General features: G+C 70.2%; 27 protein-coding genes and 1 tRNA gene. 15 read left to right on the plus strand and 13 right to left on the minus strand.

Going from position 1 to position 21739, the window contains the following annotated elements; all coding sequences use genetic code 11:
- Positions 1–4: 4 nt before the first annotated feature.
- From V1227_RS26725 to nth, 3 genes are read right to left on the minus strand one after another with little or no spacing between them, the layout of a single operon-like run.
- Positions 5–664: an NUDIX hydrolase gene (locus tag V1227_RS26725; RefSeq protein WP_236217926.1), complete on the minus strand. Its 660-nt coding sequence runs from the start codon at positions 662–664 to the stop codon at positions 5–7.
- Positions 661–1224, minus strand: coding sequence for a TlpA family protein disulfide reductase (locus tag V1227_RS26730; RefSeq protein ID WP_329788194.1), 564 nt, complete (start codon positions 1222–1224; stop codon positions 661–663). The genes V1227_RS26725 and V1227_RS26730 overlap by 4 nt, the downstream gene beginning before the upstream one ends.
- A complete protein-coding gene (gene nth / locus V1227_RS26735; RefSeq protein WP_329794122.1) occupies positions 1221–1928 on the minus strand; it encodes an endonuclease III in 708 nt (235 codons plus the stop codon). Before nth ends, V1227_RS26730 begins: the two co-directional genes overlap by 4 nt.
- A 136-nt stretch (positions 1929–2064) precedes the next feature.
- Between nth and V1227_RS26740 the strand changes: the two genes are divergently transcribed.
- The 3 genes from V1227_RS26740 (at position 2065) to V1227_RS26750 (ending at position 4858) form a co-directional block, all read left to right on the plus strand.
- The gene (locus V1227_RS26740; RefSeq protein WP_090097610.1) at positions 2065–2304 is read left to right on the plus strand and encodes a hypothetical protein; all 240 of its coding nucleotides are present in this window, start codon (positions 2065–2067) and stop codon (positions 2302–2304) included.
- Between the two features lie 207 nt (positions 2305–2511).
- A complete protein-coding gene (locus V1227_RS26745; protein ID WP_030477589.1) occupies positions 2512–3186 on the plus strand; it encodes a Crp/Fnr family transcriptional regulator in 675 nt (224 codons plus the stop codon).
- 424 nt (positions 3187–3610) lie between these two features.
- Positions 3611–4858, plus strand: coding sequence for an MFS transporter (locus tag V1227_RS26750; protein WP_329788195.1), 1248 nt, complete (start codon positions 3611–3613; stop codon positions 4856–4858).
- Here the strand turns inward: V1227_RS26750 and V1227_RS26755 are convergent.
- Entirely contained in the window at positions 4855–5307 is a 453-nt protein-coding gene (locus V1227_RS26755) for an HIT family protein (RefSeq protein ID WP_329788196.1), read from the minus strand. The two genes, V1227_RS26750 and V1227_RS26755, sit on opposite strands and share 4 nt — an antisense overlap.
- A gap of 85 nt (positions 5308–5392) precedes the next feature.
- On the opposite strand from V1227_RS26755, the gene dnaN reads away from it, so the two are divergent.
- Complete coding sequence (gene dnaN, locus V1227_RS26760; protein WP_329788197.1) at positions 5393–6484, plus strand: DNA polymerase III subunit beta; 1092 nt, start codon at positions 5393–5395, stop codon at positions 6482–6484.
- Positions 6485–6555: 71 nt separating this feature from the next.
- Positions 6556–6762, plus strand: coding sequence for a hypothetical protein (locus V1227_RS26765; protein ID WP_329788198.1), 207 nt, complete (start codon positions 6556–6558; stop codon positions 6760–6762).
- Positions 6763–6968: 206 nt separating this feature from the next.
- Here the strand turns inward: V1227_RS26765 and V1227_RS26770 are convergent, their stop codons facing one another.
- Together V1227_RS26770 and V1227_RS26775 are read right to left on the minus strand one after the other, a co-directional pair.
- Positions 6969–7859 (minus strand): Gfo/Idh/MocA family protein, encoded by an 891-nt coding sequence (locus tag V1227_RS26770; RefSeq protein ID WP_329788199.1) that lies wholly within the window; start codon positions 7857–7859, stop codon positions 6969–6971.
- 14 nt (positions 7860–7873) lie between these two features.
- Positions 7874–8230 carry a hypothetical protein gene (locus V1227_RS26775; RefSeq protein WP_329788200.1) on the minus strand — a complete coding sequence of 119 codons (357 nt, stop codon included), beginning with the start codon at positions 8228–8230 and terminating at the stop codon, positions 7874–7876.
- A 39-nt stretch (positions 8231–8269) separates the two neighbouring features.
- On the opposite strand from V1227_RS26775, the gene V1227_RS26780 reads away from it, so the two are divergent.
- The gene (locus tag V1227_RS26780; protein ID WP_329788201.1) at positions 8270–9064 is read left to right on the plus strand and encodes an NUDIX hydrolase; all 795 of its coding nucleotides are present in this window, start codon (positions 8270–8272) and stop codon (positions 9062–9064) included.
- Positions 9061–9870, plus strand: coding sequence for an MBL fold metallo-hydrolase (locus tag V1227_RS26785; RefSeq protein ID WP_329788202.1), 810 nt, complete (start codon positions 9061–9063; stop codon positions 9868–9870). Before V1227_RS26780 ends, V1227_RS26785 begins: the two co-directional genes overlap by 4 nt.
- Here V1227_RS26785 and V1227_RS26790 read toward each other — a convergent pair.
- Genes V1227_RS26790 through V1227_RS26805 form a run of 4 tightly spaced genes read right to left on the minus strand, consistent with a single transcriptional unit; the run spans position 9864 to position 12255 of the window.
- Positions 9864–10994 (minus strand): hypothetical protein, encoded by a 1131-nt coding sequence (locus tag V1227_RS26790; protein ID WP_329788203.1) that lies wholly within the window; start codon positions 10992–10994, stop codon positions 9864–9866. The genes V1227_RS26785 and V1227_RS26790 overlap by 7 nt on opposite strands.
- Before the next feature lie 11 nt (positions 10995–11005).
- Entirely contained in the window at positions 11006–11608 is a 603-nt protein-coding gene (locus tag V1227_RS26795; protein ID WP_329788204.1) for a hypothetical protein, read from the minus strand.
- Positions 11609–11647: 39 nt separating this feature from the next.
- Positions 11648–12103: a RidA family protein gene (locus tag V1227_RS26800; protein ID WP_329788205.1), complete on the minus strand. Its 456-nt coding sequence runs from the start codon at positions 12101–12103 to the stop codon at positions 11648–11650.
- On the minus strand, positions 12100–12255 hold the full coding sequence (locus V1227_RS26805; RefSeq protein WP_086668176.1) for a DUF4177 domain-containing protein: 156 nt from the start codon (positions 12253–12255) through the stop codon (positions 12100–12102). Before V1227_RS26805 ends, V1227_RS26800 begins: the two co-directional genes overlap by 4 nt.
- A gap of 68 nt (positions 12256–12323) precedes the next feature.
- Here V1227_RS26805 and V1227_RS26810 point away from each other — a divergent pair, with 68 nt between their 5' ends.
- From V1227_RS26810 to V1227_RS26820, 3 genes are read left to right on the plus strand one after another with little or no spacing between them, the layout of a single operon-like run.
- Positions 12324–12575, plus strand: coding sequence for a hypothetical protein (locus V1227_RS26810; RefSeq protein WP_090097619.1), 252 nt, complete (start codon positions 12324–12326; stop codon positions 12573–12575).
- Between the two features lie 44 nt (positions 12576–12619).
- Complete coding sequence (locus tag V1227_RS26815; protein WP_329788206.1) at positions 12620–13612, plus strand: ArsA-related P-loop ATPase; 993 nt, start codon at positions 12620–12622, stop codon at positions 13610–13612.
- The gene (locus V1227_RS26820) at positions 13609–14733 is read left to right on the plus strand and encodes an ArsA family ATPase (protein ID WP_329788207.1); all 1125 of its coding nucleotides are present in this window, start codon (positions 13609–13611) and stop codon (positions 14731–14733) included. The genes V1227_RS26815 and V1227_RS26820 overlap by 4 nt, the downstream gene beginning before the upstream one ends.
- Positions 14734–14736: 3 nt before the next feature.
- Here V1227_RS26820 and V1227_RS26825 read toward each other — a convergent pair whose 3' ends face one another.
- Positions 14737–15027, minus strand: coding sequence for a WhiB family transcriptional regulator (locus V1227_RS26825; protein ID WP_090097622.1), 291 nt, complete (start codon positions 15025–15027; stop codon positions 14737–14739).
- A 237-nt stretch (positions 15028–15264) separates the two neighbouring features.
- Between V1227_RS26825 and V1227_RS26830 the strand changes: the two genes are divergently transcribed.
- Positions 15265–17715 carry a transglycosylase domain-containing protein gene (locus V1227_RS26830; protein WP_329788208.1) on the plus strand — a complete coding sequence of 817 codons (2451 nt, stop codon included), beginning with the start codon at positions 15265–15267 and terminating at the stop codon, positions 17713–17715.
- Positions 17716–17817: 102 nt separating this feature from the next.
- Here the strand turns inward: V1227_RS26830 and V1227_RS26835 are convergent, their stop codons facing one another.
- The gene (locus V1227_RS26835) at positions 17818–18471 is read right to left on the minus strand and encodes a GntR family transcriptional regulator (RefSeq protein WP_329788209.1); all 654 of its coding nucleotides are present in this window, start codon (positions 18469–18471) and stop codon (positions 17818–17820) included.
- 52 nt (positions 18472–18523) lie between these two features.
- On the opposite strand from V1227_RS26835, the gene V1227_RS26840 reads away from it, so the two are divergent.
- The gene (locus tag V1227_RS26840) at positions 18524–19240 is read left to right on the plus strand and encodes a haloacid dehalogenase type II (RefSeq protein WP_329788210.1); all 717 of its coding nucleotides are present in this window, start codon (positions 18524–18526) and stop codon (positions 19238–19240) included.
- Positions 19241–19283: 43 nt separating this feature from the next.
- Here the strand turns inward: V1227_RS26840 and V1227_RS26845 are convergent, their stop codons facing one another.
- Positions 19284–19754, minus strand: a complete 471-nt coding sequence (locus tag V1227_RS26845; RefSeq protein WP_329788211.1) for a GatB/YqeY domain-containing protein — start codon at positions 19752–19754, stop codon at positions 19284–19286.
- A 68-nt stretch (positions 19755–19822) separates the two neighbouring features.
- Here V1227_RS26845 and V1227_RS26850 point away from each other — a divergent pair, with 68 nt between their 5' ends.
- From V1227_RS26850 to V1227_RS26860, 3 genes are all read left to right on the plus strand, one after another.
- Positions 19823–20776, plus strand: a complete 954-nt coding sequence (locus V1227_RS26850) for a metallophosphoesterase (RefSeq protein WP_329788212.1) — start codon at positions 19823–19825, stop codon at positions 20774–20776.
- Between the two features lie 19 nt (positions 20777–20795).
- Positions 20796–20869 (plus strand) — tRNA-Pro (locus V1227_RS26855).
- A 633-nt stretch (positions 20870–21502) separates the two neighbouring features.
- Complete coding sequence (locus V1227_RS26860) at positions 21503–21730, plus strand: hypothetical protein (RefSeq protein ID WP_329788213.1); 228 nt, start codon at positions 21503–21505, stop codon at positions 21728–21730.
- Positions 21731–21739 lie beyond the last annotated feature (9 nt).

The raw sequence follows: 21739 nt of genomic DNA on the forward strand, positions 1-21739 counted from the left end.
CGCCTCACTGTGTAGCGCGCAACGCTAGTTCAAGGTCGCGCACATCCGTCGCATCCCACGGCCGTTCCCAGCCGCCGAGTGCGATCAGGCCGTTGATCAACCCCGCGGTGAAGCCCCACACCAGCATGCCCGGCGCGGAGAAGGCCGCTCCGACGTAGCCCGCGGGGTGGCGCACCCGGAACCTGTTGGCAGGATCGGCGAGGTGCGACACGGGCACCCGCGCGACGGCGGCGGTCTCCGCCGGGTCGACGGGTGCGACGGGGCTCGGCTGTTCCCAGTAGGCGAGCACGGGCGTGACCACGAACCCGGACACCGGCACGTGCAGCTCCGGCAGCAGGGCGAGCGGTCTCACTCCTGACGCAAGTACACCGGTCTCCTCGTAAGCCTCGCGTAATGCGGTGGCGACCGGCCCGTCGTCGGTGTCGTCCATCGCCCCGCCCGGGAACGCGACCTGGCCGGGGTGCGAACCCAGCGTGTCCGACCGGCGCAGCAGCAAGATGTCCGGCCCGTGCTCCTCGGACTCGCCGAACAGCATGAGAACGGCCGCCTTGCGGTAGGCCCTCGTCGGAGTGCGCGGGTCCCGCATGAACGTTCGCCCGTCTATCTCCTCGGTGGCCTTGGCCAGGCGCTGCATCCAGTCGGGTGGCTCTACCGCCTCCGTCATCGAACCGCCTTCTCCACCTGGTCCGGAGCGGTGAAGGTCGGCGGATCGGTGATCAGCCGGACCTGACCGTCCGCTGTTACGTAATACGTGGCGGGAAGCGAGTTCGGCGCCTTCACCCGCTTGCGGAGTTCGTCGGCGCCGTCGTGGACGGACGGCAGCCGCACCCCGAGCCGGGCGAGCAGCTCCAGGCCGTCCGCTTCCCTGCTCTCCACGAGAACCGGGACGACCGGCACGGCGCCCGGTTGCTTCGCGTACGAGTCCAGCACTGGCAGCTCCTCCTGGCACGGCTGGCACCAGGTCGCCCAGAAGTTGATCAGGAGCGGGCCCTTGAGCGCGAGAGCCGTCCGGGTGCCGTCACCGAGGCACGTGACGTCCACGCCGCCCTCCGAGCCCGGCACGCACGGCCTGAGCTGGGCCTGCGCGCGCAGGGCGGACACGTCCTGCGTCGGGCGGGACGGCGTGGGCGGCGGCCCCGGCTCGTCGTCACGGGGCCAGAGGGCCACGACACCCGCCAGGCCGAGGACGAGCACCACGACGAGCCAGCGCGTGCGGTTGTTCACCCCACCAGCTTCTCACCGGCCCTGACCCGCTCGGCCAGCTCGATCAGGTGTGGCTTCTCATCGCCCTTGACGAGCTTCGCCGCCTTGTCCGGGTCCTCCGGGCCGAGGCCGTACGACGGGCAGTCCTTCATCAGCAGGCAGGCGCCGCAAGCGGGGGTTTTGGCGTGGCAGACGCGCCGGCCGTGGAAGACGATCCAGTGCGAGGCCATGGTCCAGTCGCGCTTCTCGACCAGCTCGCCGACGGCGTGCTCGACCTTGACGGCGTCCTCGAGGTCGGTCCAGCCCCAGCGGCGCACGAGCCGGCCGAAGTGGGTGTCGACTGTGAGCCCGGGCACACCGAAGGCGTTGCCGAGAACCACGTTGGCCGTCTTGCGTCCTACACCGGGGAGCTTGACCAGCTCCTCCATGGTGCCCGGCACCACACCGTCGTGCTGCTCCACGAGAGCGGCACCGAGACCCATCAGAGACGTCGCCTTGCTCCGGAAGAAACCGGTCGGGCGGAGCATCTCTTCGAGTTCCGCCCGGTCGGCGCCGGCGTAGTCGGCGGCCGTCGGGTACTTCGCGAAGAGGGCGGGAGTGACCTCGTTGACCTTCTTGTCGGTGCACTGCGCGGAGAGGACCACCGCCACGACGAGCTCGAGCGGCGTGGTGAAGTCCAGCTCGCAGTGCGCGTCGGGGTATCCCTCGGCCAGCACGCGGACCATCCGGCGGGCCCTTCGGGTCAGGCCGAGCTTGGTTTCCGGCTTCTTGGTTGCGGGCACTGATCCAGAGTAGTCAACACGCCGCAACCGACCCCTAGATCCGTACTCGAATCCCTCATGCGCCAGACTGCGGAGCATCATGACTGCCTGGTTTGTGATCGTCGTCCCCATCGTGATCATGTTCTTCGCGCTCTTCATGGAGCGCGTCGAAGCGAAGCTCCGGCACGTCGCCGTGCAGGAGAACGAGGTCGAGGAGTTCCTGGAGTCGGCGCGACCCGATGAGGTCAAGGCGCTCTACGGACACGGCATCGGTCGCGCGCTGGAACTGTTCCGCCTCCGTCGTCGCGGTCGTGGCGTGCGCCAGAAGCGCGTTCGCTGACGGCCCCGGCTCTGACGCACACCCGAATGGCGTAGACTGGTTCGTTGGGCTCTGGATCGAGTCAGTCTTGTTGTTCCCGCTGAGACGGCGAGCCGAGCGGCGATCCACAAGAGAGCCCTTAGACTGCAACGCAGTGATCGGCGGCACGGCGCTGACTCCACCAAAGAAGGTGGTAGGCGTGCCGTCGCGTCGATTAGGAGGGACGAGGTGGACGAGACCCTGGCGCGAGCGGGCATCTTCCAGGGGGTGGACCCGGCGGCCGCAGAGGCGCTGGCGACGACCCTGGAGACGGTGGAGTTCCCGCGTGGCCACGTGATCTTCGCGGAGGGTGAGCCGGGCGATCGCCTGTACATCATCCAGTCCGGCAAGGTGAAGATCGGCCGCAAGTCGCCGGACGGCCGCGAGAACCTGTTGGGGATCTTCGGGCCCTCCGACATGTTCGGCGAACTGTCCATTTTCGATCCAGGCCCCCGCACGTCCACTGCGACGACGGTGACCGAGGTCCGCGCGGTGTCGATGGACCGCCCCGCGCTGCGCCAGTGGATCACCAACCGGCCGGAGATCGCCGAGCAGCTGCTGAGGGCCCTGGCCCGCAGGCTGCGCCGGACGAACTCCATGCTGGCCGACCTGATCTTCACGGACGTGCCCGGCCGCGTCGCCAAGGCGTTGCTGCAGCTCGCGCAGCGCTTCGGCTCGCAGGAGGCCGGCCTGCTCCGCGTCACGCACGACCTGACGCAGGAGGAGATCGCCCAGTTCGTCGGCGCGTCCCGCGAGACCGTGAACAAGGCGCTGGCCGACTTCGCGCACCGCGGCTGGCTGCGCCTCGAGGGCAAGAGCGTGCTGATCCTGGACCCGGAGCGCCTCGCGCGCCGCGCCCGCTAGCGAGATCCCGGGTACGCGACGGAGTTCGCGCCGGTCGTTCCTCCTCGGACGGACGACCGGCACCGCTCGCGGCCCGCGCGGCAACGGCCGACAGGCACGACCGAACACAAAGGACCGGGCGCCACCCCCGACGTGGCGCACCGGTCCTTTGCGCTGCACGGCCCATCCCCCGACGAACCGTGCTTTCCATCCCTCCGGCGCACAGGCCCCGACCCTCAGGCCGGAGGTTGGTCTCGATCGGCGAGTCAACTTTCGCACGTCGGCACCCCGACCACTCAAGTCCTTTCACCCTCAAGGACCTCGTGTGTTGCCGATTCGTTGCATGTTTCACCCGGTCATCCCATTCCCGTGACCCAATCGCAACCGTGGTGACTCCGAGCACCCGAACTGGTACGTGCGTACCAGGTCTGGCACACTGGTACACATGTCCCACTCCGCCCGTCTCTCCGACTACCGCGCTGCCCTGACGACTCCCGGCATGGGCGGCGCCGTGGTCGCGTCGCTGCTCGCCCGCCTGCCCATCGCGATGGTCGGGCTCTCGCTGCTGCTCTACGTGGAGCGCGCGACGGATTCGTTCGCGGTCGCCGGCATGGTCTCGGCGGCGGCTCTGGTGGGCGTGGCGCTCGGGTCCGTCGTCCAGGGCCGGTTGATGGACCGCTTCGGTCCCACCCGCCCGCTGCTCTTCACGACCGGGCTGTTCGCCTTCTTCGTGACCGTCTCCGTGCTCGCCGTCGAGGCGGGCGCATCGGTGTTCCTGCTGGTCCCGCTGGCTTTCGGGGTCGGCGCCACGGAGCCGATGGTGGGCTCCGCGTCGCGGGCGCTGTGGGAGCGGATGGTCCCGGCCGGGCCCACGCGGATGGCGGGCTACGCCTACGAGGCGATCAGCATGGAGGTCTTCTTCATCCTCGGGCCGGGTCTCGCCGGCCTGCTGCTGGCCGCGCCGTGGGCGGGCACCGGTGTCGTCGTGGGTGCCGTGCTGATGGTCGTGGGCGCGCTGTGGTTCGCGTTCAACGCGGTCGTCCGCGCCTGGGGCCCGGTCGAGCAGGCTCCTCGCCCGCTGCTCGGCGCGTTCGCCTACCCCGGCATGCGCACGGTCGCCCTGGCCGCGCTCGGCTTCGGTGTGACCATCGGCTTCGTCGAGGTGGCCGTGCCGGCGTTCGCGAAGGCCGCGGGCCACGCCTCGATGGGCGGCCTGATGCTGTCGCTGTGGTCGATCAGCTCGGTGATCTTCGGCGTGCTCTACGGCATGCGCCCGTGGCCGCGCCCGATGCACCTGCGCCTGCCCGTGCTGCTGGGTGGTTTCGCGCTGCTGTCGTTCCTGCTGGCCGTCCCGGCCACGCTGGTCGGCCTCGCCGTGGCGCTGTTCCTGGTCGGCACGTTGATCACGCCGCAGTCGACCGCGCACTCCGCCGCGATCGAGCAGGTCACGCCGAACGGCATGGCCGCGGAGGCGTTCGGCTGGGTGATCACCTCGGTGACCGTGGGCCTCGCCCTCGGCCAGGGCCTGGCCGGCCAGCTGATCGAGCACTTCGGCACGCGCCCGGCGTTCGTCGCGGCCGGTGTCGCGGGTCTGCTGATCGCGCTGGCGGTCTGGCTGCTGCGCGGCACCGTCAGCCGCGGCGTGCCCGCCGAGGTGCCGGCGCGGTCCGAGATGGAACTCGCCTCGCGCTAGGTCCCCTCGAAGTAGGCGCCGAGCCGGGCGCTCAGCTCCTCCGCGCCTCCTCGTGGCGCTCCCGGCCAGTCGGCCTCGTTCCACGGCAGTTCGTCCGGCGTCCCCCGGTGCCGGACGAACACGTGCTGGTGGAAGTGGGCCACGGACCGCCCGACCACGGCCGAGAAGACGAACTCCGGATCCAGCTCCGCCCGCAAGCCGACGGCCGTCAGCCTCGCCGCCCGCGCCACCGCCTCCGCTTCGGCGACCGTGAGCAGGTCGAACGAGGCGACGTGCCTGCGCGTCTCGACGAAGAGGTAGCCGAGCACCCCTCGCGGCAGGTGCGACACGACGACCAGGTCGTCGGCGAACACCACGGGTCCGGCCAGCGGCCCTTCACCGCGGTGCTTGGCGCAGATGAGGCATCCGCCCGTCCACTCGAACGCCCCGTTCCCGCTCTTCTCCGCCACAGGACCACCTTGCCGCGGACCGCGTGACCGGCCGAGCCTTTCGAGGCACCCGGAATTGTCAGGGGTGCCCGCTACCGTCCGGATCATGGACCTCACCGCCACGACAGCCGACCTGGCCGGTGCCGCCGCCGAGGTGGCGCGGCTGCTGCCCACCCGCGTGCTCGACCCGGTGCTGGCCGGGCTGCGGCTGCGAGCGGGCACGGACGTCGAGATCGCGGGCAGCGACCAGGAGCACGGCGTGCGCCTGACCGTCGACGCGACCGTCCACACCGAGGGCGAGGTGCTCGTGCCCGCCAAACCGCTGGCGGCGACCCTCCAGGCGCTGGACGAACCGCAGGTGAGGCTCAAGGTCGAGGGCCGGCGGCTGGCCGTCCGCACGCCGACGTCCCGCTTCGCGCTCCCGCTCCTCGAACTGCACGACCACCCCGGCGTCCCCGAACTCCCGCCCCGGCAGGGCCACGTCGACGCCGAGAAGCTCAAGGCCGTCGCGGCCGTCGCGGGCGCGGCGTCGAAGGACGACGCGTTGCCGATCTTCACCGGCATCCGCATCCAGTCGGACGCCCACAGGCTGCACATCATGGCGACCGACCGCTACCGCATGGCGTACGCCACTCTTCCGTGGGAACAAGAAGGTCAACTGGACCTGTTGGTACCTGCGAAGGCCGTCGTCGAAGCGGCGAGGCAGGCCACCGGTCAGGTGGCCCTGCACGCGAACGCCGACCGCATCGGCCTCGCCTGGGCCAACAACTCCATCTCCACCGCGCTCCTGGCCGCTCCGTTCCCGGACGACCGCGCGCGCCGACTCCTGGAGGCAGTCATCGACAGCACGGTGCTCGTGGACGCGGACGCGCTCGCCCGCGCCGTCCGCAGAGCGACCCCCTACGGCGGACCTCACCAGGCGGTGACGATCCAGGTGGAGGACGCCGAGCTGCGCGTCAAGGGCAGCGACCCGCAGCAGGGCGAGTCCGAGGAGTTCGTCAAGGCCGACGTCGAGGGCGACCGCCTGACCAAGACCTTCCAGGCCCGCTACCTGGCCGACGCGCTGAAGGCGTTCGCCGGCCGCCGGATCGAGCTGAAGATCCAGGACGGGCTGCGGTCGACGGTGCTGACGTCGACGCCGGGTGAGGACGGAGTGGAGCTCACCTACCTCGTGGTGCCGATGCGCTCGGTGGCCTGACGGGCGCCGGCTTCGCCCGCGCGAGGGGAGGGCCGGGGACCGGCCCTGAGAGATGGGGAGAAGGCGCTGCCGTGGACGGCTTCGGGCGACTGCGGCGGCGACTGACCGGCGAGCGGCGATCAGCTGGCGGCCGGCTCTGCGGCAACTGGCTGACGAACGGCTGGCTGGTGATGGCTGACGGCAACTGGCCGGCTGCGGGACTGAGCAGCGGCCGGAGGCGGCTGGCGGGGCGCAACTGGCGGCGGCAGGCCGACGGGCAACCGGCGGCGACCGAGTAGTGGCGGCAGTTCGCGGTAGCTGCGGCGAGACGGAATCGCAGTGCGGCAGGCGACTCAGCAGCCGCCTCTTGTCGAACGCCGCGCGGCTTCCCGCACGCCCAAGTTGCGCACGCCCCGGCTGCACCGCAGCCGACTCGCCGCTCACCACCCCGGTAAGGCACTCAGCCCTTCAAGCTTCGCGCACGTCTCCGGGTCGATCGTGAACTTCACGCCCCGGCCTTGCTCCTCGCCAGGTCGATGATCCGCTGCAGGTGCAGTCCGCGCCGCACATCGCATTCGTGCGCGGTCGTCCCGCTGTGCACCATCGCCACGAAGTCGTCGAGCAGGTTCGTGAAGCACTCCAACGCGGGCGTGTCGCGGTTGGTCAAAGTGCGCGCGCCGTTGACCCCGAAGACCGTCAGGTCGGCGAAAGCGGGTTGCAGCGGCAGGGACAGGCACAGCGAGACGGTGCTGGTGGCGCCGCCCTCGTGCCGCAGGATCAGTTGCCACAGGCCCGTGTCGGAGACGGTGGCGGCCACGACGTCGGTGATCTCGCCGAGGGCCGCGTCCAGCAGGTCGAAGGCGTGCGGGCCGACGTCGTCGAGCGCGCCCTTGTCGTGGCGCCACGGGGAGTTCGAGAACGGGCCGTCGAGCAGCGCGCCCGAGATCCAGCGGCTGTCGGCGCCGGTCCAGCCGCCCGTGCGGTGCAGCTGGGCCAGCATCTGCTTGGTCTCGGGGGCGTAGCGGCGGGTCAGCACGACGAGCGACGCGACGCCGGCCTCGGCCACCGCGTCGGCCAGGGTGGAGGCGACCTCGGCGTTCTCGGCGATCGGCTTCTCCAGCACCAGGTGCTTGCCGGCGCGGGCGGCCTCGATCGCCATCGGGCCCTGCACGCCCGGCGGCACGCAGAAAGCCACGGCGTCCACTGTGGACAGCATTGCGCCGTAGTCGGAGAACGGCTCGGCGCCGGAGGAGGCGGCGAGTTCCGCGGCTGCCTCCTCGCGGCGCGCCCACACGCCGGTCAGCGTGGTGCCGGGGTGGTTCGCGATGCCGGGGGCGTGGATCATCCGGGCCCACGGGCCCGCACCGACAAGTCCTACGCGCAGCTGTTCGTCCACTCGCACATCCTGCCTCAGGAGTAGCTGGCCTTGGGGACGAAGATCTCGCCGCCGTTGCCGAACACCAGGCGCAGGCCGTCCGGGGAGGGCTCGCGCCGCGGGTCGTGGTCCCAGCCGGCGGGCACCGTCACGACGTGGCCGCGGTCAGGGGACGGGCCCAGCCAGATCTCGTGGTGGGTGCCGCCGACGAGCTGCTCGACCTTCTTCACGTACACGCCCGGTGTCGTGGAGGTCGGGTCGACGCTGATCACGGTCGTGCGGTCCGGCACGAACATCACCACGCCCGCCACCGCGGTGAGCCCTGTCGCCAGCACGGCTCCGAGCAGGAACAGCAGCACCTGCACCAGACAACCGGAGACCTTCGTCGCCATCACACCGTCCTCGGGTAAGCGCGGTCGTACGCTCGGAGGATGCCCGACGACATGACCTTGCCGGGAAACCTGGTACCCGCGAAGCCCGTCTCCCAACCCGCCGAGCCCCGCGACGCCGTCACCGTGGTCCTGCTCCGCGACGGCGTGCAGGGCCTGGAGGCCTTCCTGCTGCGCCGCGTGAAGGGCATGGCGTTCGCCGGGGGCATGACGGTCTTCCCCGGCGGCGGCGTCGACCGGCGCGACGCCGACACGTCCGTCGCGTGGACCGGTCCGGAACCGCAGTGGTGGGGCGAGGTGTTCGGCGTCGACGCGTCGACGGCCCGTGCGTTCGTGTGCGCGGCCGTGCGCGAGACGTTCGAGGAGTCCGGAGTGCTGCTCGCGGGTCCTGACGCCACGTCGGTCGTCGCGGACACCTCGGCGTACTCGAAGGCCCGGCAGCAGCTGGTCGACCGCGAGATCTCGCTGGCGCAGTTCCTCACCTCGGAGGGCCTCGTGCTGCGGGCGGACCTCCTGCGGCCGTGGGCGAACTGGGTGACGCCGCGGGAGGAGCCCCGCCGCTACGACACCCGGTTCTTCGTCGCCGCGCTGCCGTCCGGCCAGAAGGCCGACGGGGAGACGACCGAGGCGTCGGACGCGTCGTGGCAGACGCCCGGGGACGCCGTCCAGGACGCGCAGGAGGGTCGTCGGATGCTCATGCCGCCGACCTGGCGCACCCTCGAGGAGGTCGGCGCGCTCGGCAGCGTCGAGAAGGTGATGGCCGAGGAGCGCAGCGTCGAGAAGATCATCCCCAAGCTGATCCGCGACGGCGACGTCATCCGGGTGGTGCTGCCGTGAGCGGGTCCCCGCTGATCGGCGCCCGCGCCGCGCACCCGCTGTACGGCGAGCTGCGCCAGGTCACGCCGCACGCGGCCGTGCTGCTCGCGGACAACCCGTCACCGATGACGCTCGACGGCACGAACACGTGGCTGCTCAAGGCCCCGGACGCCGAGTCGTACGTCGTGGTCGACCCCGGTCCGCTCGACGGCGCGCACCTGAAGCGCATCGCGTCGTTCGGCCCGGTGTCCGAGATCCTGCTGACCCACGGCCACCCGGACCACTCCGAGGGCGCTCGTGAGTTCGCGGAACTGGTCAAGGCCCCGGTGCGCGCCCTCGACCCGACGTTCACCTACGGCTCGGAAGGTCTCCGCGACGGCGACGTGATCACCAGCTCCGGCCTGGAGCTGCGGGTCCTCGGCACGCCCGGCCACACCAGCGACTCGCTGTGCTTCGTGATCGACGGCGAGGCCGTGCTGACCGGCGACACGGTCCTCGGCCGCGGCACGACGATCGTGGCCCACCCGGACGGCAGGCTCGGCGACTACTTCGAGTCGTTGAAGCTGCTCGCCGACCTGCCGGAGCACACGGCGGTGCTGCCCGGCCACGGCCCCGAACTGGCGGACGCGGGCGAGGCCGCACGGATGTACCTCGCGCACCGCACGCAACGGCTGGAGCAGATCCGCAACGCCGTCGAAGCTCTCGGCGGCGCGCCGACCCCGCGTGAGGTCGTCGAGGTCGTCTACGCGGACGTGGACAGGGTGCTGTGGCCCGCCGCCGAGTGGTCGGTGCGGGCCCAGCTCGAGTACCTGCGCGGCGGCTACTGAGACTGGTGGCCGTTGTTCGTCGCACCGAACGCGGACTGGCGCGACGAGGAGCGGTCGATCTGCCAGCGGCCGCTGTCCGAGGCGGGCGCACCGGTCTGCTCCCGCTGCGCCAGCTCCTCGTGCAGCTGCTGCAGCAGGGCCCGTTCGCGCTCGCTGAGGTTCGCGTCCACCGAGGACGGCTCGGCGGGCTCGGCGAGAGCGGCCTGCAGGGCCGCCAGCTCGTCGGCCTTGAGCTCCGTGGTGACCTCGGCCCTGTTGATCGGCACCGGCTCGGGCAGCGGCTCCGGGAGCGGCTCGGCCTGCGGTTCGACGGTCGCCATCGGGATGCGCTTCACGGGCTTGGGCGGGAACGGCTGCGAGCCCTCCAGCGCCGGTGTGGAACGCGTGCGTCGTGAGCCGGTCTCCTCCTGTGGCTCCGGCGCCGGTGTCGGCTCGGCCACCGGCGCCGGAGCGGGAGGCTCTTCCGACTGGTCGAACCACGCGCCCTGCGGGGAGACGGGCTCGGCGACCGGGACCGGGGACCCGGACATCGGCACCGCGCGCGAGGACGTCACGGCGGACGCGTGGTACTCGCCGAGCTGCATGCCGGTCGTGAGGACCTCGACGGCGGCGCGGACGCCGGCCTTGCGCAGCACGGAGTCGATCCGGTACGCGGTCGCGGGCGCGAAGCCCTGCGGGCCGATGTCCACCAGCACCACCCGCTGCGGCAGCGGGCCGGGCGTGGAACCCGTCGGCGAGGAACGCCAGACGCACCGCACCGAGCGGATGTCGGGCAGCACCGACACCGCGCGGACCAGGTGCGCGGCGATGTCCGCGCCGGGGTCGGTCTCGGAGGTGAAGCGGTGCCGGATGAACGGCAGCATCTCGACCACCGGCAGGCGGTCGGTGAGCGAGGCGTCCGAGCGGACCTCGTGCAGGACCCACGTGATGGTCGCGCGCTCGTCCGGCAGCACCGGGACGCCGCCGGCGATGAGGGTGCCGACGAGCAGCTCGATCGAGCGGTCCAGTTCTCCGACCGCGAGGAACTCGCGCGCCAGCGACAGGGTGTCGTCGTCGACGCGCCCGGCCATCGACAGCAGGAGGTCGTGCAGACGGACCGGCAGGCCGACACCGTCGTTCGTCACGTCAACTCTCCTTAGCTGAGCACGAGGTGCTCATCGGACTCGGCGCCGGCGCAGACCAGCTCCGATGCCGCCAACGCCGCCCGGTGGTAGGGCGGAAGGTCCATGCCGGACGGAACGACCTCGACGCACGGGTCGTGCTCGCCCAACGCCCGCAGCACGCGCTGCAACTCTCCGGTCAGCCGGGCGTGACCGGTGGTGGCCGCCACCAGCAGGACGCGGTTGATCCCGGAGGGACCGATGCGCCAGCAGGAGCGAACCTCACCGACCCCGTTGCGGCCTCGCAGCGTGGCACCGAGAACGACGGTCGCGGAATCCCCCATCGGCACCCGATCGGGTGATTCTGGGGAAAAGGTGTAGTCGGTGGGGGGCAGTTCGTCCAGCCCTTTGACCGAACTGACGGCACCGGGTTCCGCCCCGTAGGGCACGAGCGAGTCCTGCAGGAGGCGCAGCTCGTGATCGGTCAGGGGGATGCGCCCGTGCAGCAGGGTGCGCGGCAGTGACCTGGCCAGCACCGCGTACGCGTCCGAGGCCGCCCAGTCGCGGTACCGCCACAGCAGCTCGTCCGGCAGGCGTCCGGCGAGCCTCAGGAGCAGCTCGTGGCACGTGTCCGACATGTCACACCCTTCAGCGGAACCCGGTACGCGAACCGGGACTCAGACCTCGACGACCAGTTCGATCTCCACCGGAGCGCCGATCGGCAGCTCGGCCACGCCCACGGCGGACCGGGCGTGCCTGCCCGCGTCGCCGAAGATCTCGCCGAGCAGCTCCGACGCGCCGTTGATGACACCCGGCTGCCCCGTGAAGCCCTCGGCGGAGGCCACGAACCCGACAACTTTCACGACTCGCTTGATCGAGTCAATCCCCACGAGCGCGTCGACGGCCGCGAGGGCGTTGAGGATGCACGTCGCCGAGTACTCCTTGGCCTCCTCCGGCGAGACCTCCGCGCCCACCTTGCCGGTGGCGGGGAGCTTGCCGTCGACGAACGGCAGCTGACCGGAGGTGAAGACCCACGAACCGCTCTGCGTGGCGGGCACGTACGCCGCCAGCGGCGCCGCGACGCCGGGGAGCTCGATGCCGAGCTCCTGCAACCGCGCGCTCCAGGTGCTCACGCCTTCACCCGCTTCAGGTACGCGACGTGCTGCTCACCGGTCGGGTTGGTCAGCACGGTGACCAGCTCCCAGCCGTCCTCGCCCCACTGGTCGAGGATCTGCTTCGTGGCGTGGATCAACAACGGCACGGTCGCGTACTCCCACTTCGTCATGCGCCGAGCCTAACTTGCCACCCGATCGACGCCTGCGGGGTTCGCGCACTTCGGGCTACCTTGATCACGTGGAGACCTGGAGGATCATCGCCACCAGCCTGTTCGCGCTGGGTGGGCTCGTGATGGTGCTCGTCGCCATGGCCCAGGTCCGCGACCGCAAGCACAGCAACCGCCCCCAGGTCGTGCAGGCGGGGCTGATCGGTCTGGTCGTCGTGGTCGTCGTCACGGCGAGCATCGCGCTGTGGCTGCCGTCCGTCGTGGCCTGGGCACTGGTCGCCGCCACCGCGATGGCAGTTCTCTTCCTCACCATGGTTGATTGACCGCCAGGCCCACACCTGACCGATTTCACACATAGTCTGGACGTGTGACGTCGTGGACCGAGGAGCTGACCCGAGCCCGTTTGCACGTGGTCTCCGGCAAGGGCGGCACCGGGAAGACCACGGTCGCGGCCGCGCTGGCGCTCGCGCTCGCCACCGGTGGCCGCCGGGTGCTGCTGGTGGAGGTCGAGGGCAGGCAGGGCATCGCCCAGCTCTTCGACCGGGCCCCGCTGCCGTACTCCGAGGAGCGGATCGCGTCCGCGCCGGGCGGCGGTGAGGTGCACGCGCTCGCGGTCGACGCGGAGGCGGCGCTGCTCGAGTACCTGGCGATGTTCTACAACCTCGGCTTCGCCGGCCGGACGCTGCGCAAGATGGGCGCCATCGAGTTCGCCACCACGCTCGCGCCCGGCCTGCGGGACGTGCTGCTGACCGGCAAGGTCAAGGAATGCGTCAACCGCACCGGGCCGGACGGCCGCCACGTCTACGACGCCGTCGTGCTGGACGCGCCGCCGACGGGGCGCGTGGTCAAGTTCCTCGACGTCACGAAGGCCATGGCCGACCTCGCGAAGGTCGGGCCGATCAAGGGGCAGAGCGAGGGCGTCGTGCGGCTGCTGCACTCCGGTGACACGGCGGTGCACCTGGTCGCGCTGCTGGAGGAGATGCCGGTGCGCGAGACCCTGGACGCGGTCGCCGAACTGGACGGCGCCGACCTGCGGCCGGGCGCGGTGCTGGTGAACCGGGTGCAGCCGACGCGGCTGCCCGCGCAGTCCGTACCGGTCGCCGCCGAGGGCGGGGTGGACGAGTCGCGCGTGCTCGCCGGGCTGAGGACCGCCGGGCTCGACCTCGACGAGTTCACGCTCGAAGGCCTCGTCGACGAGACCGTGGAGCACGCCGTCCGGGTGCAGTCGCAGCAGGAGGCCAAGGAGCTGCTCGGCGAGTCGGACCTGCCGACGCTCGAGCTGCCGGACCTGACGGACGGGGTGGACGTGGCCGCGCTGTACGAGCTGGCCGAGGTGCTGGTCGCGGCGGGAGTCCGATGAACAAGCTCGACTTCGACCCGTTGCTCGACAACCTCGAGACGCGTGTCCTCGTGTGCTGCGGCTCCGGCGGCGTGGGCAAGACGACGACCGCGGCGGCGCTGGCGCTGCGCGCGGCCGAACGCGGCAGGCGCGTGGTCGTGCTGACGATCGACCCGGCCCGGCGCCTCGCGCAGTCGCTGGGCCTGCGGGAGCTCGACAACCACCCGCGCGCGGTCACCGTCGACGGCTTCCAGCCCAAGGGCGAGCTGTTCGCGATGATGCTGGACATGCGTCGCACGTTCGACGACATGGTGCTGACCCACGCCGGTCGCGACCGGGCTGACCAGATCCTGTCGAACCCCTTCTACCAGACCATTTCCTCGTCGTTCTCCGGCACGCAGGAGTACATGGCGATGGAGAAGCTGGGCCAGCTGGTCGCGCAGGACGAGTGGGACCTGATCATCGTCGACACCCCGCCGAGCCGGTCGGCGCTCGACTTCCTGGACGCGCCGCAGCGGCTTTCGACCGTCCTCGACGGCAAGTTCATCCGGATGCTCTCGGCACCGGCCCGTGCGAGCGGCCGGGGGTTGCTCAAGATCGTCGGAACCGGGTTCAGCCTTTTCACGCGGGCCGTCTCGACGATCGTCGGTGGCCAGCTGCTGCAGGACGCGTCGACGTTCGTCCAGGCCTTCGACAGCATGTTCGGCGGATTCCGCGAGCGCGCGCAGCGCACGTACGAACTCCTCCGGTCGCCCGGAACCGGTTTCGTGGTGGTCGCGGCGGCCGAACCCGACGCGTTGCGCGAGGCGAGCTACTTCGTGGAACGGCTCAGCGCCGAGAACATGCCGTTGTGCGGCCTCGTCGCGAACAGGACCCACCCGGTGCTCGCGGCGGACCTGCCCGCGGCGAAGGCGCTGGCCGCGGCGGACGACCTCGACCGCTCCGGTGACGCGCCGCTCGCCGCGGCAGTGCTCCGGCTGCACGCGGACCGGGTCGCAGTGGCCGATCGTGAGAAGCGGCTGCTGGCCCGGTTCACGCGTGCCCATCCCGGTGTCGCGCTGGTCGGCGTGCCCGCGTTGCCCGCGGACGTGCACGACCTCGACGGCCTGCGGGAGATAGGTCGCCGGCTCGCCGGGGAATGACCCCTAGCCGACCCTCGTGTCCTCGACGTGCTCTTGACGTGCGTTGTCGAGCAGTTCGAACCACGACTCGACGTCCGGGCGGCGGCGCAGCAGAGCGCGGCGTTCGCGCTCGGTCATGCCTCCCCAGACCCCGAATTCGATCTTGTTGTCCAGCGCTTCGGCCAGGCATTCCATGCGCACCGGGCAACCCAGGCACACGAGCTTCGCCTTGCGCTGCTCCGCACCTCGGACGAAGAGCTGATCCGGCTCTTCGTCTCGGCACGAAGCGTTGATACGCCAATCCCCCTGGTTCATATCCCCCACTCCTCAGTGCTGTCCAAATGTGGAAATCCGCCACACCCCTGCCACGGATGCCGTAGCGTTCGAGCTACGACTGCATTCCTTGGACGTTGACGGACTGTAGTGCCGTTCGGTTCCCTGTCCAACCCTGGGTCACCCGACTGTTACCTGTCTTGCGTATGTCTACTCATGCTGAGTAACGGCACTTACTGATCACCTTCACCCGTTCGTGTACGGCGTACGCTGACCTGCGTGCGAGTCAGGAATGGCGTGCTCAAGATGCTCGGCCTGTGCCTGCTGGCTGGGGTTCTCCTCGCCGGCATGCTGTTCCCAGTCGTGGGTGCGACAGGTCTCGTCTCGAACAGGGCCAGCGACACCGTGGACAGCATCTCCGCCGACCTCGTGACGACGGATCCCCCGTTGATCACCACGGTCACCGACAGGGAGGGCGCCCCGATCGCCTACCTGTTCGACCAGTACAGGGTGCTGACACCACCCGAGAAGATCTCGCCGACCATGAAGGCCGCGCTGATCTCGGTCGAGGACCGCCGGTTCTACGAGCACCAGGGCGTGGACTGGAAGGGCACCATCCGCGCGGGCCTGACGAACCAGGTCAGCGGCTCGGTGTCGCAGGGCGCGTCCACGCTGACCCAGCAGTACGTCAAGAACTACCTGGTCCACGTCGTGGCGCGGAACAACAAGCTGGAGCAGGCCAAGGCCCAGGAGCAGACCATCGCGCGCAAGATGCGCGAAGCCCGGATCTCGCTGCAGCTGGAGCGCAAGCTCGGCAAGGAGGAGATCCTCGCCCGGTACCTCAACGTCGTTCCTTTCGGCTCGACCATTTACGGCATCGCGGCGGCGGCGCAGGCTTACTTCAACACGACGCCGGACAAGTTGACCGTTCCCCAGTCCGCGATGCTCGCGGGAATGGTGAACAGTCCGTCAGCGCTCGACCCCGAAGCGTATCCGGACAAAGCTTTGGACCGGCGCAACAAAGTGATCGACAGGATGGTCGAGAACGACAAGCTGTCGCGCGACGCGGGTGAGGCGGCGAAGAAGGAAGGACTGGGGCTCGCGACCCCGGTCCGCACCCCGCCGAACGGCTGTGTCGGGGCGGGCCCGGAAAACGGTTTCTTCTGTTCGTACGTCGTGAACTACTTGCAGCGCGCGGGTTTCAGCGAGGAGCAGCTGCGCACCGGCGGCTACACCGTCCAGACCACTTTGGACAGGACGGTCACCCAGCAGGCCAAGGCGTCGGCCGAGGCAGGCGTCGCCAAGACCACCGAGGGCATCGCGAACACGATGGCGGTCGTCAAGCCCGGCAAGGAACGCCACGAGGTGCTGGCGCTGGTCGCGAACCGCGACTACGGCCTGAAGTCGGACCTGCGGCAGACGACGTACGACCTGCCCAGCGGCGTGGAGAACAAGTTCGGCGCGGGTTCGGTCTACAAGGTCTTCACCGCGGCGGCGGCGCTGGAGAAGGGCCTCGGCATCGAGAACGTCATCCCGACGCCGGCCTCGCACGTGTCGCGGGTGTTCAAGGGTGGCGCCCAGCGCTGCCCGAGCACCGGTGAGCCCGGCACCCGCTGGTACTGCCTGTCGAACTTCGACTCGAACTACCCGTCGTCGATGTCGCTGCAGCAGGCCCTCGCGACGTCGCCGAACACCGGCTTCGTCATCCTCGAGGAGCAGACCGGCATGGACGCGGTCGTCGACATGGCGTCGCGCCTCGGCATGCGCGAGACGATGGCGACGAACCTGCAGGGCACCCGGCCCGACCCGAAGGCCAAGGACAAGCAGAACCGCATCTCGCAGACGGAGTTCTACAAGCAGAACGGCGGCAACGCGTCGTTCACGCTGTCGCCGGCGCCGGTGTCCACGCTGGAGCTGGCGAACGTCGCCGCGACCATCGTGAGCGGCGGCAAGTGGTGCCCGCCCACCCCGATCGCGAGGGTGCTGGACCGCAACGGCAAGCCCGTCCAGGTCAACGAGGCGCAGTGCGAGCAGGTGGTCGCCGAGGGCCTCGCGAACGGCCTCGCGGTCGGCATGAGCAAGGACGACGTCGGCGGCGGCACCGCGGCGGCGGCCGCCCGCAACGCCAAGTGGACCCGCCCGATGATCGGCAAGACGGGCACCACCGAGGAGTACAAGTCGGCGGCGTTCATCGGCGCGACCCCGGACTTCGCGGGCGCCGTGCAGACGTTCAACGACGGCACCACCCCGCGCCCGATCTGCGTGACCGGCGCGCCCCGGTTGTGCGGCAACGGCAACATCTTCGGCGGCACCATCCCGGCCAAGACGTGGTTCGAGACGATGACGAAGGTGCACGCGAACGTGCCGGTGTCGCCGCTGCCGCAGGTGGAGCAGCGCTACCTCAAGGGCGGTCGCGAGATCCAGATCCCGGACGTCGTGGGCAGGCAGGTCAACGACGCCGTGCGAGTGCTCGAGCAGGCCGGTTACAAGTCGAGCCAGCAGACCGTCAACTCCGACCAGCCGAAGGGCAGGGTCGTGAGCCAGACGCCGCGCGGCAACGCGTTGCGCGGCACGGTGATCACGCTGTCGGTGAGCTCGGGCTACGTGCCGCCGCCGGTGCCGACGGAGCCGTCGAACGCCCCGCCACCGCCGGGCGACCCCGGCAACCCGGGCAACGGCAACGGCCCGCCGATCACCCTGCCGACCGAGCCGGGCAGGCCGACCCGCTAGCGGTGTGGCGCAGAGCGTCGCCGGTGGAATCCGCGGTCGGACGGGTGTGTCGTGGTGCCCCGCTGAGCCTGGATCACATCGCCGACGTTCTGCGACGCGCCGCTAAGGCCTCAGCATCGCCTTGAGGCGGTCCACGCTCGCGTCGACGTGGGCGCGGATCTCGGCGACCGCCCTGTCTCGGTCGCCGCGGCGGAGGGCGTCGAGGATGGCCTCGTGCTCCGCGACGACCTGCTCCGGCGTCTCGGACCTGCTCAGGACCGTGAGGTAGAAGCGCAGCTCCTTCGTCAGGCCGGCGTAGAACTCGTCGAGCCTCGTGCTGTCGAGCAGCGCCACGATCGCCTGGTGGAAGGCGAGGTCGCGGTCGACGATCTCGCGGGTGTCGCCCCTCTCCGCGGCCGCGCGCAGCTCCTCGAACCTCTGCGTGATCGCCTCGAGCTGCTCCGGGCGCGGGACGCGGGCCAGCGCGGCGGTCTCCAGGCGTTCGCGGGCGGTGTAGAGGGCCTCGACGTTCTCCGGCGTGGGCGCGATGACGACGGCCCCGCGGTTGACCTCGTAGCGCACCAGCCCGGTCAGCTCCAGGATCCGGACGGCCTCGCGGATGGTGTTGCGCGCGACGCCGAGCTCGGCCGCGATCGCGCTCTCCCGGAGCCGGTCACCGGGGCCGAAGGCGCCCGCCATGATCCGTTCGGACAGGCCGTCGGCGAGCTGCTGGGCCGTGGTGGTGCGGCGCACTTCGAGGCCGTCGAGGGCTGACATGTGGCCAGCTTAACGGGTTGCCCTGCAGTTGAACTGTACTACAGTTCATGGCATGGACCTGACTGCGTACAAGGCGCTCAGCTTCGACTGCTACGGCACGCTCATCGACTGGGAGACCGGGATCGCGGCGGTGCTGTCGCCGTGGGCGCGCTCGGCGGACCTGTCCCTGTCGGACGAGGAACTGCTGCTCGCGTACGGCGAGCAGGAGGCCGTCGTGGCGGCCGAGACGCCGTTCCGGCTCTACCCGGAGGTGCTCGCGGAGTCGTTCCGCCGCACCGGCGCCGCGCTGGGGCGCGAGGTGAGCGACGAGTGGGCCCAGCGGCTGGGGTCGTCCGTGCCCGACTGGCCGGCGTTCCCGGACTCCGCGGACGCGCTGGCGCGGCTGGCGGCGCACTACGAGCTGATCATCGTGTCGAACGTGCACCGCGCGGGCTTCGCGGGCAGCAACCGGCACCTGCGCGGGGACTTCGCGGCGATCATCACCGCCGAGGACGTCGGCGCGTACAAGCCCGCCGAGAACCACTTCCGCGCGCTGGACACCACGCTCGGTTCGCTGGGGGTGGAGCGGTCGGAGCTGCTGCACGTGGCGCAGAGCCTGTTCCACGACCACGTTCCCGCCAAGCGGGAGGGGCTGCCGTCGGTGTGGATCAACCGGCGGCACGACAGGCCCGGCTGGGGCGCGACGCCGCAGCCGTCCGGCGACTACCGCTACGACCTCGAGTTCGGGTCGATGGGCGAGTTCGCGGACGCGGTCGACAAGGCGTTCTGAGGTTGGTGTGCCGCAGCGGTTCCGGCCGCTGCGGCACGTCGGTTCAGCTGGTGAGCTTGGCCTTCACGGCGGCGGCGACACGACCGCCGTCGGCACGGCCCGCGACCTCGGCGTTGACGGCCTTCATGACCTGGCCCATCTGCTTGGGCCCCGGCGCCTCGCCGAGCTGCGCGGCGACGGCGTCGTACGCCTTGTCCACAATGGACGCCAGCTCCGCGTCGTCGAGCTGCTTGGGCAGGTAGGTCTCCAGCACGGCGAGCTCCTGGCGCTCCAGCTCCGCCTTCTCGGCCCGGCCGGCACCGTCGAAGGCCTCCGCGGCCTCCTTGCGCTTCTTCGCCTCGCGCGCGAGGACCTTCACGACCTCGTCGTCGGTGAGCTCACGGGCCTGCTTGCCCGAGACCTCCTCGTTCGTGACAGCCGTGAGCGCCATCCGCAGCGCACCGGCCGTGACGGTCTCCCGAGCCTTCATCGCCACAGTCAGGTCGTTCTGCAGCCGCGTCTTCAACTCCGCCATGGCGCAGAACGGTACCGCCCGCCGGATGCCGCGCCGATCGAGTTAACCGCCTTCCGTACCCTTGACGCGTGAACAAGCTCGGCCGAGCCCTCCTCGCCACGACCGCAGTAGGCGCCGCGACCATCGCGTACGCGGCGGGAATCGAGAGGAGGCACTGGACCCTGCGCACGGCGACAGTGCCGGTGCTGTCCCCCGGCGCGAAGCCGATCCGCGTGCTGCACATCTCAGACCTGCACATGACGCCGAACCAGGTGTCGAAGCAGCGCTGGGTGGCCGCGCTGGCCGACCTCGACCCGGACTTCGTCGTGAACACGGGCGACAACCTCGCGCACAAGGACGCCGTCCCCGGAACGCTGCGCGCGCTCGGCCCGTTGCTCGACAAGCCGGGCGTGTTCGTCTTCGGCAGCAACGACTACTTCGCCCCGAAGCTCAAGAACCCGGTGCGCTACCTCCTGCCGTCGTCGAAGACCAAGCGCATCCACGGCGCGACGCTGCCGTGGCGCGACCTCCGCGCGGGCATGATCGAGCGGGGCTGGGAAGACCTCACGCACGTCCGCAAGACCGTGATGGTCAACGGCCAGGCCATCTTCTGCGCGGGCCTCGACGACCCGCACCTCAAGCGCGACCGCTACGCCGACATCGCGGGCACCCCCGACCCCAGCGCCGCCCTGAGGCTGGGCGTCACGCACTCCCCCGAACCCCGCGTGCTCGACCCGTTCGCTGCTGACGGCTACGACTTCGTGATGGCCGGCCACACGCACGGCGGCCAACTCCGCATCCCGTTCTACGGCGCGGTCGTCACGAACTGCGAACTGGACCGCGGCCGGGCCCGCGGGGTTTCGCGCTGGGGCTCGCACATGTGGATGAACGTGTCCGCCGGCATGGGCACTTCCCCGTACGCGCCGGTGCGGTTCTGCTGCCCTCCGGAGGCCTCCCTGCTGACCCTGGTCCCGAGGCCTGTTACGCCTGGTCAGGGCCGAAATGAGGGGGTCCGATTCGGAGCTGGGGCGGACATGATGTAGAGTTCTACTCGTTCCCAGCCGGGGTGTGGCGCAGCTTGGTAGCGCGCTTCGTTCGGGACGAAGAGGTCGCAGGTTCAAATCCTGTCACCCCGATTGAAATGCAAATCAGCTCCTGTTCCGCAGCAATGCGGACAGGGGCTTTTTTGCTTTCCGGGGGAATGGTCGGGGTTGAGTGACTCAGAACACTCAAGCGGCGTCGGCGAGTGGCGAAGGCCGGTGGTGGCACGGGCCGGGCCGACAACGGCCTCGCAGGCGGTCGCCGGGTTCGGCGGCGGGCGGTGGCGGACAAGGCCGGGGGTTCGAGTCGGCGAGCGGTCCCATCGCTCGTCTCGCGACCCCATCGAGCCGAATCCACCATCCATCCCCGGCCAGGGATGCAATTCCACATCAGCACGATTCGTATTGCTTTTTGTTTGCGGACAAGTCGGTGAGCAGACCCTGACGGCACAGGGTCGAAGGTCCCGACTCCACACCCGCGAAAGGCATCAACGTTCCCGATAAGCCACCCGATCGGGTGATACGGCTCGACACGTGCGGCCGCAGACGTCACCGTGCCTTTATGACAGAGAGCCATCGTTCTGCACCAAATCTTACGGAACGACCACGTCGCGTTAACCCTTACGAGTGAAGGTTGACGGTTCAACTCACGTTGCGTAACGGGCGTCTTGATCCAGACGACGAAGGCAGTGGCTCGGACCTCATTGCACAAAATCGGGAGATGTTCTGATGAACTCCGCCTCCGCCGCCAATCCCGGTCATCGCTCTTGGATCGTCATCGCGGCCAAGGCAATTGTGGTGTTGCAGTCACTGGGGATCGTTTACATGCTTACGTCGATATGGGTGACGCTTGCGGTCGCAGCCGCGATCGCGGTCGTGGTCTTCTCGGTCAAGGCGCTCTCGCGCGCGTCGCGCCAGGTCGACCGGATCTTCGAGGAGGAGCTGGGCCGCCAGTAGGGTCGGTCC

It is taken from the genome of Lentzea sp. DG1S-22 (assembly GCF_036321065.1).
Taxonomy (GTDB): Bacteria; Actinomycetota; Actinomycetes; order Mycobacteriales; family Pseudonocardiaceae; genus Lentzea; species Lentzea jiangxiensis.

What these genes read in the sequence shown, in the direction of transcription:
- V1227_RS26795 (WP_329788204.1), bottom strand. Translation starts at nt 11,608, where the DNA reads ATGTCGGACACGTGCCACGAGCTGCTCCTGAGGCTCGCCGGACGCCTG.
- V1227_RS26805 (WP_086668176.1), bottom strand. Translation starts at nt 12,255, where the DNA reads ATGACGAAGTGGGAGTACGCGACCGTGCCGTTGTTGATCCACGCCACG.
- V1227_RS26780 (WP_329788201.1), top strand. Translation starts at nt 8,270, where the DNA reads ATGCCCGACGACATGACCTTGCCGGGAAACCTGGTACCCGCGAAGCCC.
- V1227_RS26725 (WP_236217926.1), bottom strand. Translation starts at nt 664, where the DNA reads ATGACGGAGGCGGTAGAGCCACCCGACTGGATGCAGCGCCTGGCCAAG.
- V1227_RS26845 (WP_329788211.1), bottom strand. Translation starts at nt 19,754, where the DNA reads ATGGCGGAGTTGAAGACGCGGCTGCAGAACGACCTGACTGTGGCGATG.
- V1227_RS26775 (WP_329788200.1), bottom strand. Translation starts at nt 8,230, where the DNA reads ATGGCGACGAAGGTCTCCGGTTGTCTGGTGCAGGTGCTGCTGTTCCTG.
- V1227_RS26835 (WP_329788209.1), bottom strand. Translation starts at nt 18,471, where the DNA reads ATGTCAGCCCTCGACGGCCTCGAAGTGCGCCGCACCACCACGGCCCAG.
- V1227_RS26825 (WP_090097622.1), bottom strand. Translation starts at nt 15,027, where the DNA reads ATGAACCAGGGGGATTGGCGTATCAACGCTTCGTGCCGAGACGAAGAG.
- V1227_RS26860 (WP_329788213.1), top strand. Translation starts at nt 21,503, where the DNA reads ATGAACTCCGCCTCCGCCGCCAATCCCGGTCATCGCTCTTGGATCGTC.
- V1227_RS26840 (WP_329788210.1), top strand. Translation starts at nt 18,524, where the DNA reads ATGGACCTGACTGCGTACAAGGCGCTCAGCTTCGACTGCTACGGCACG.
- V1227_RS26740 (WP_090097610.1), top strand. Translation starts at nt 2,065, where the DNA reads ATGACTGCCTGGTTTGTGATCGTCGTCCCCATCGTGATCATGTTCTTC.
- dnaN (WP_329788197.1), top strand. Translation starts at nt 5,393, where the DNA reads ATGGACCTCACCGCCACGACAGCCGACCTGGCCGGTGCCGCCGCCGAG.
- V1227_RS26750 (WP_329788195.1), top strand. Translation starts at nt 3,611, where the DNA reads ATGTCCCACTCCGCCCGTCTCTCCGACTACCGCGCTGCCCTGACGACT.
- nth (WP_329794122.1), bottom strand. Translation starts at nt 1,928, where the DNA reads ATGGTCCGCGTGCTGGCCGAGGGATACCCCGACGCGCACTGCGAGCTG.
- V1227_RS26820 (WP_329788207.1), top strand. Translation starts at nt 13,609, where the DNA reads ATGAACAAGCTCGACTTCGACCCGTTGCTCGACAACCTCGAGACGCGT.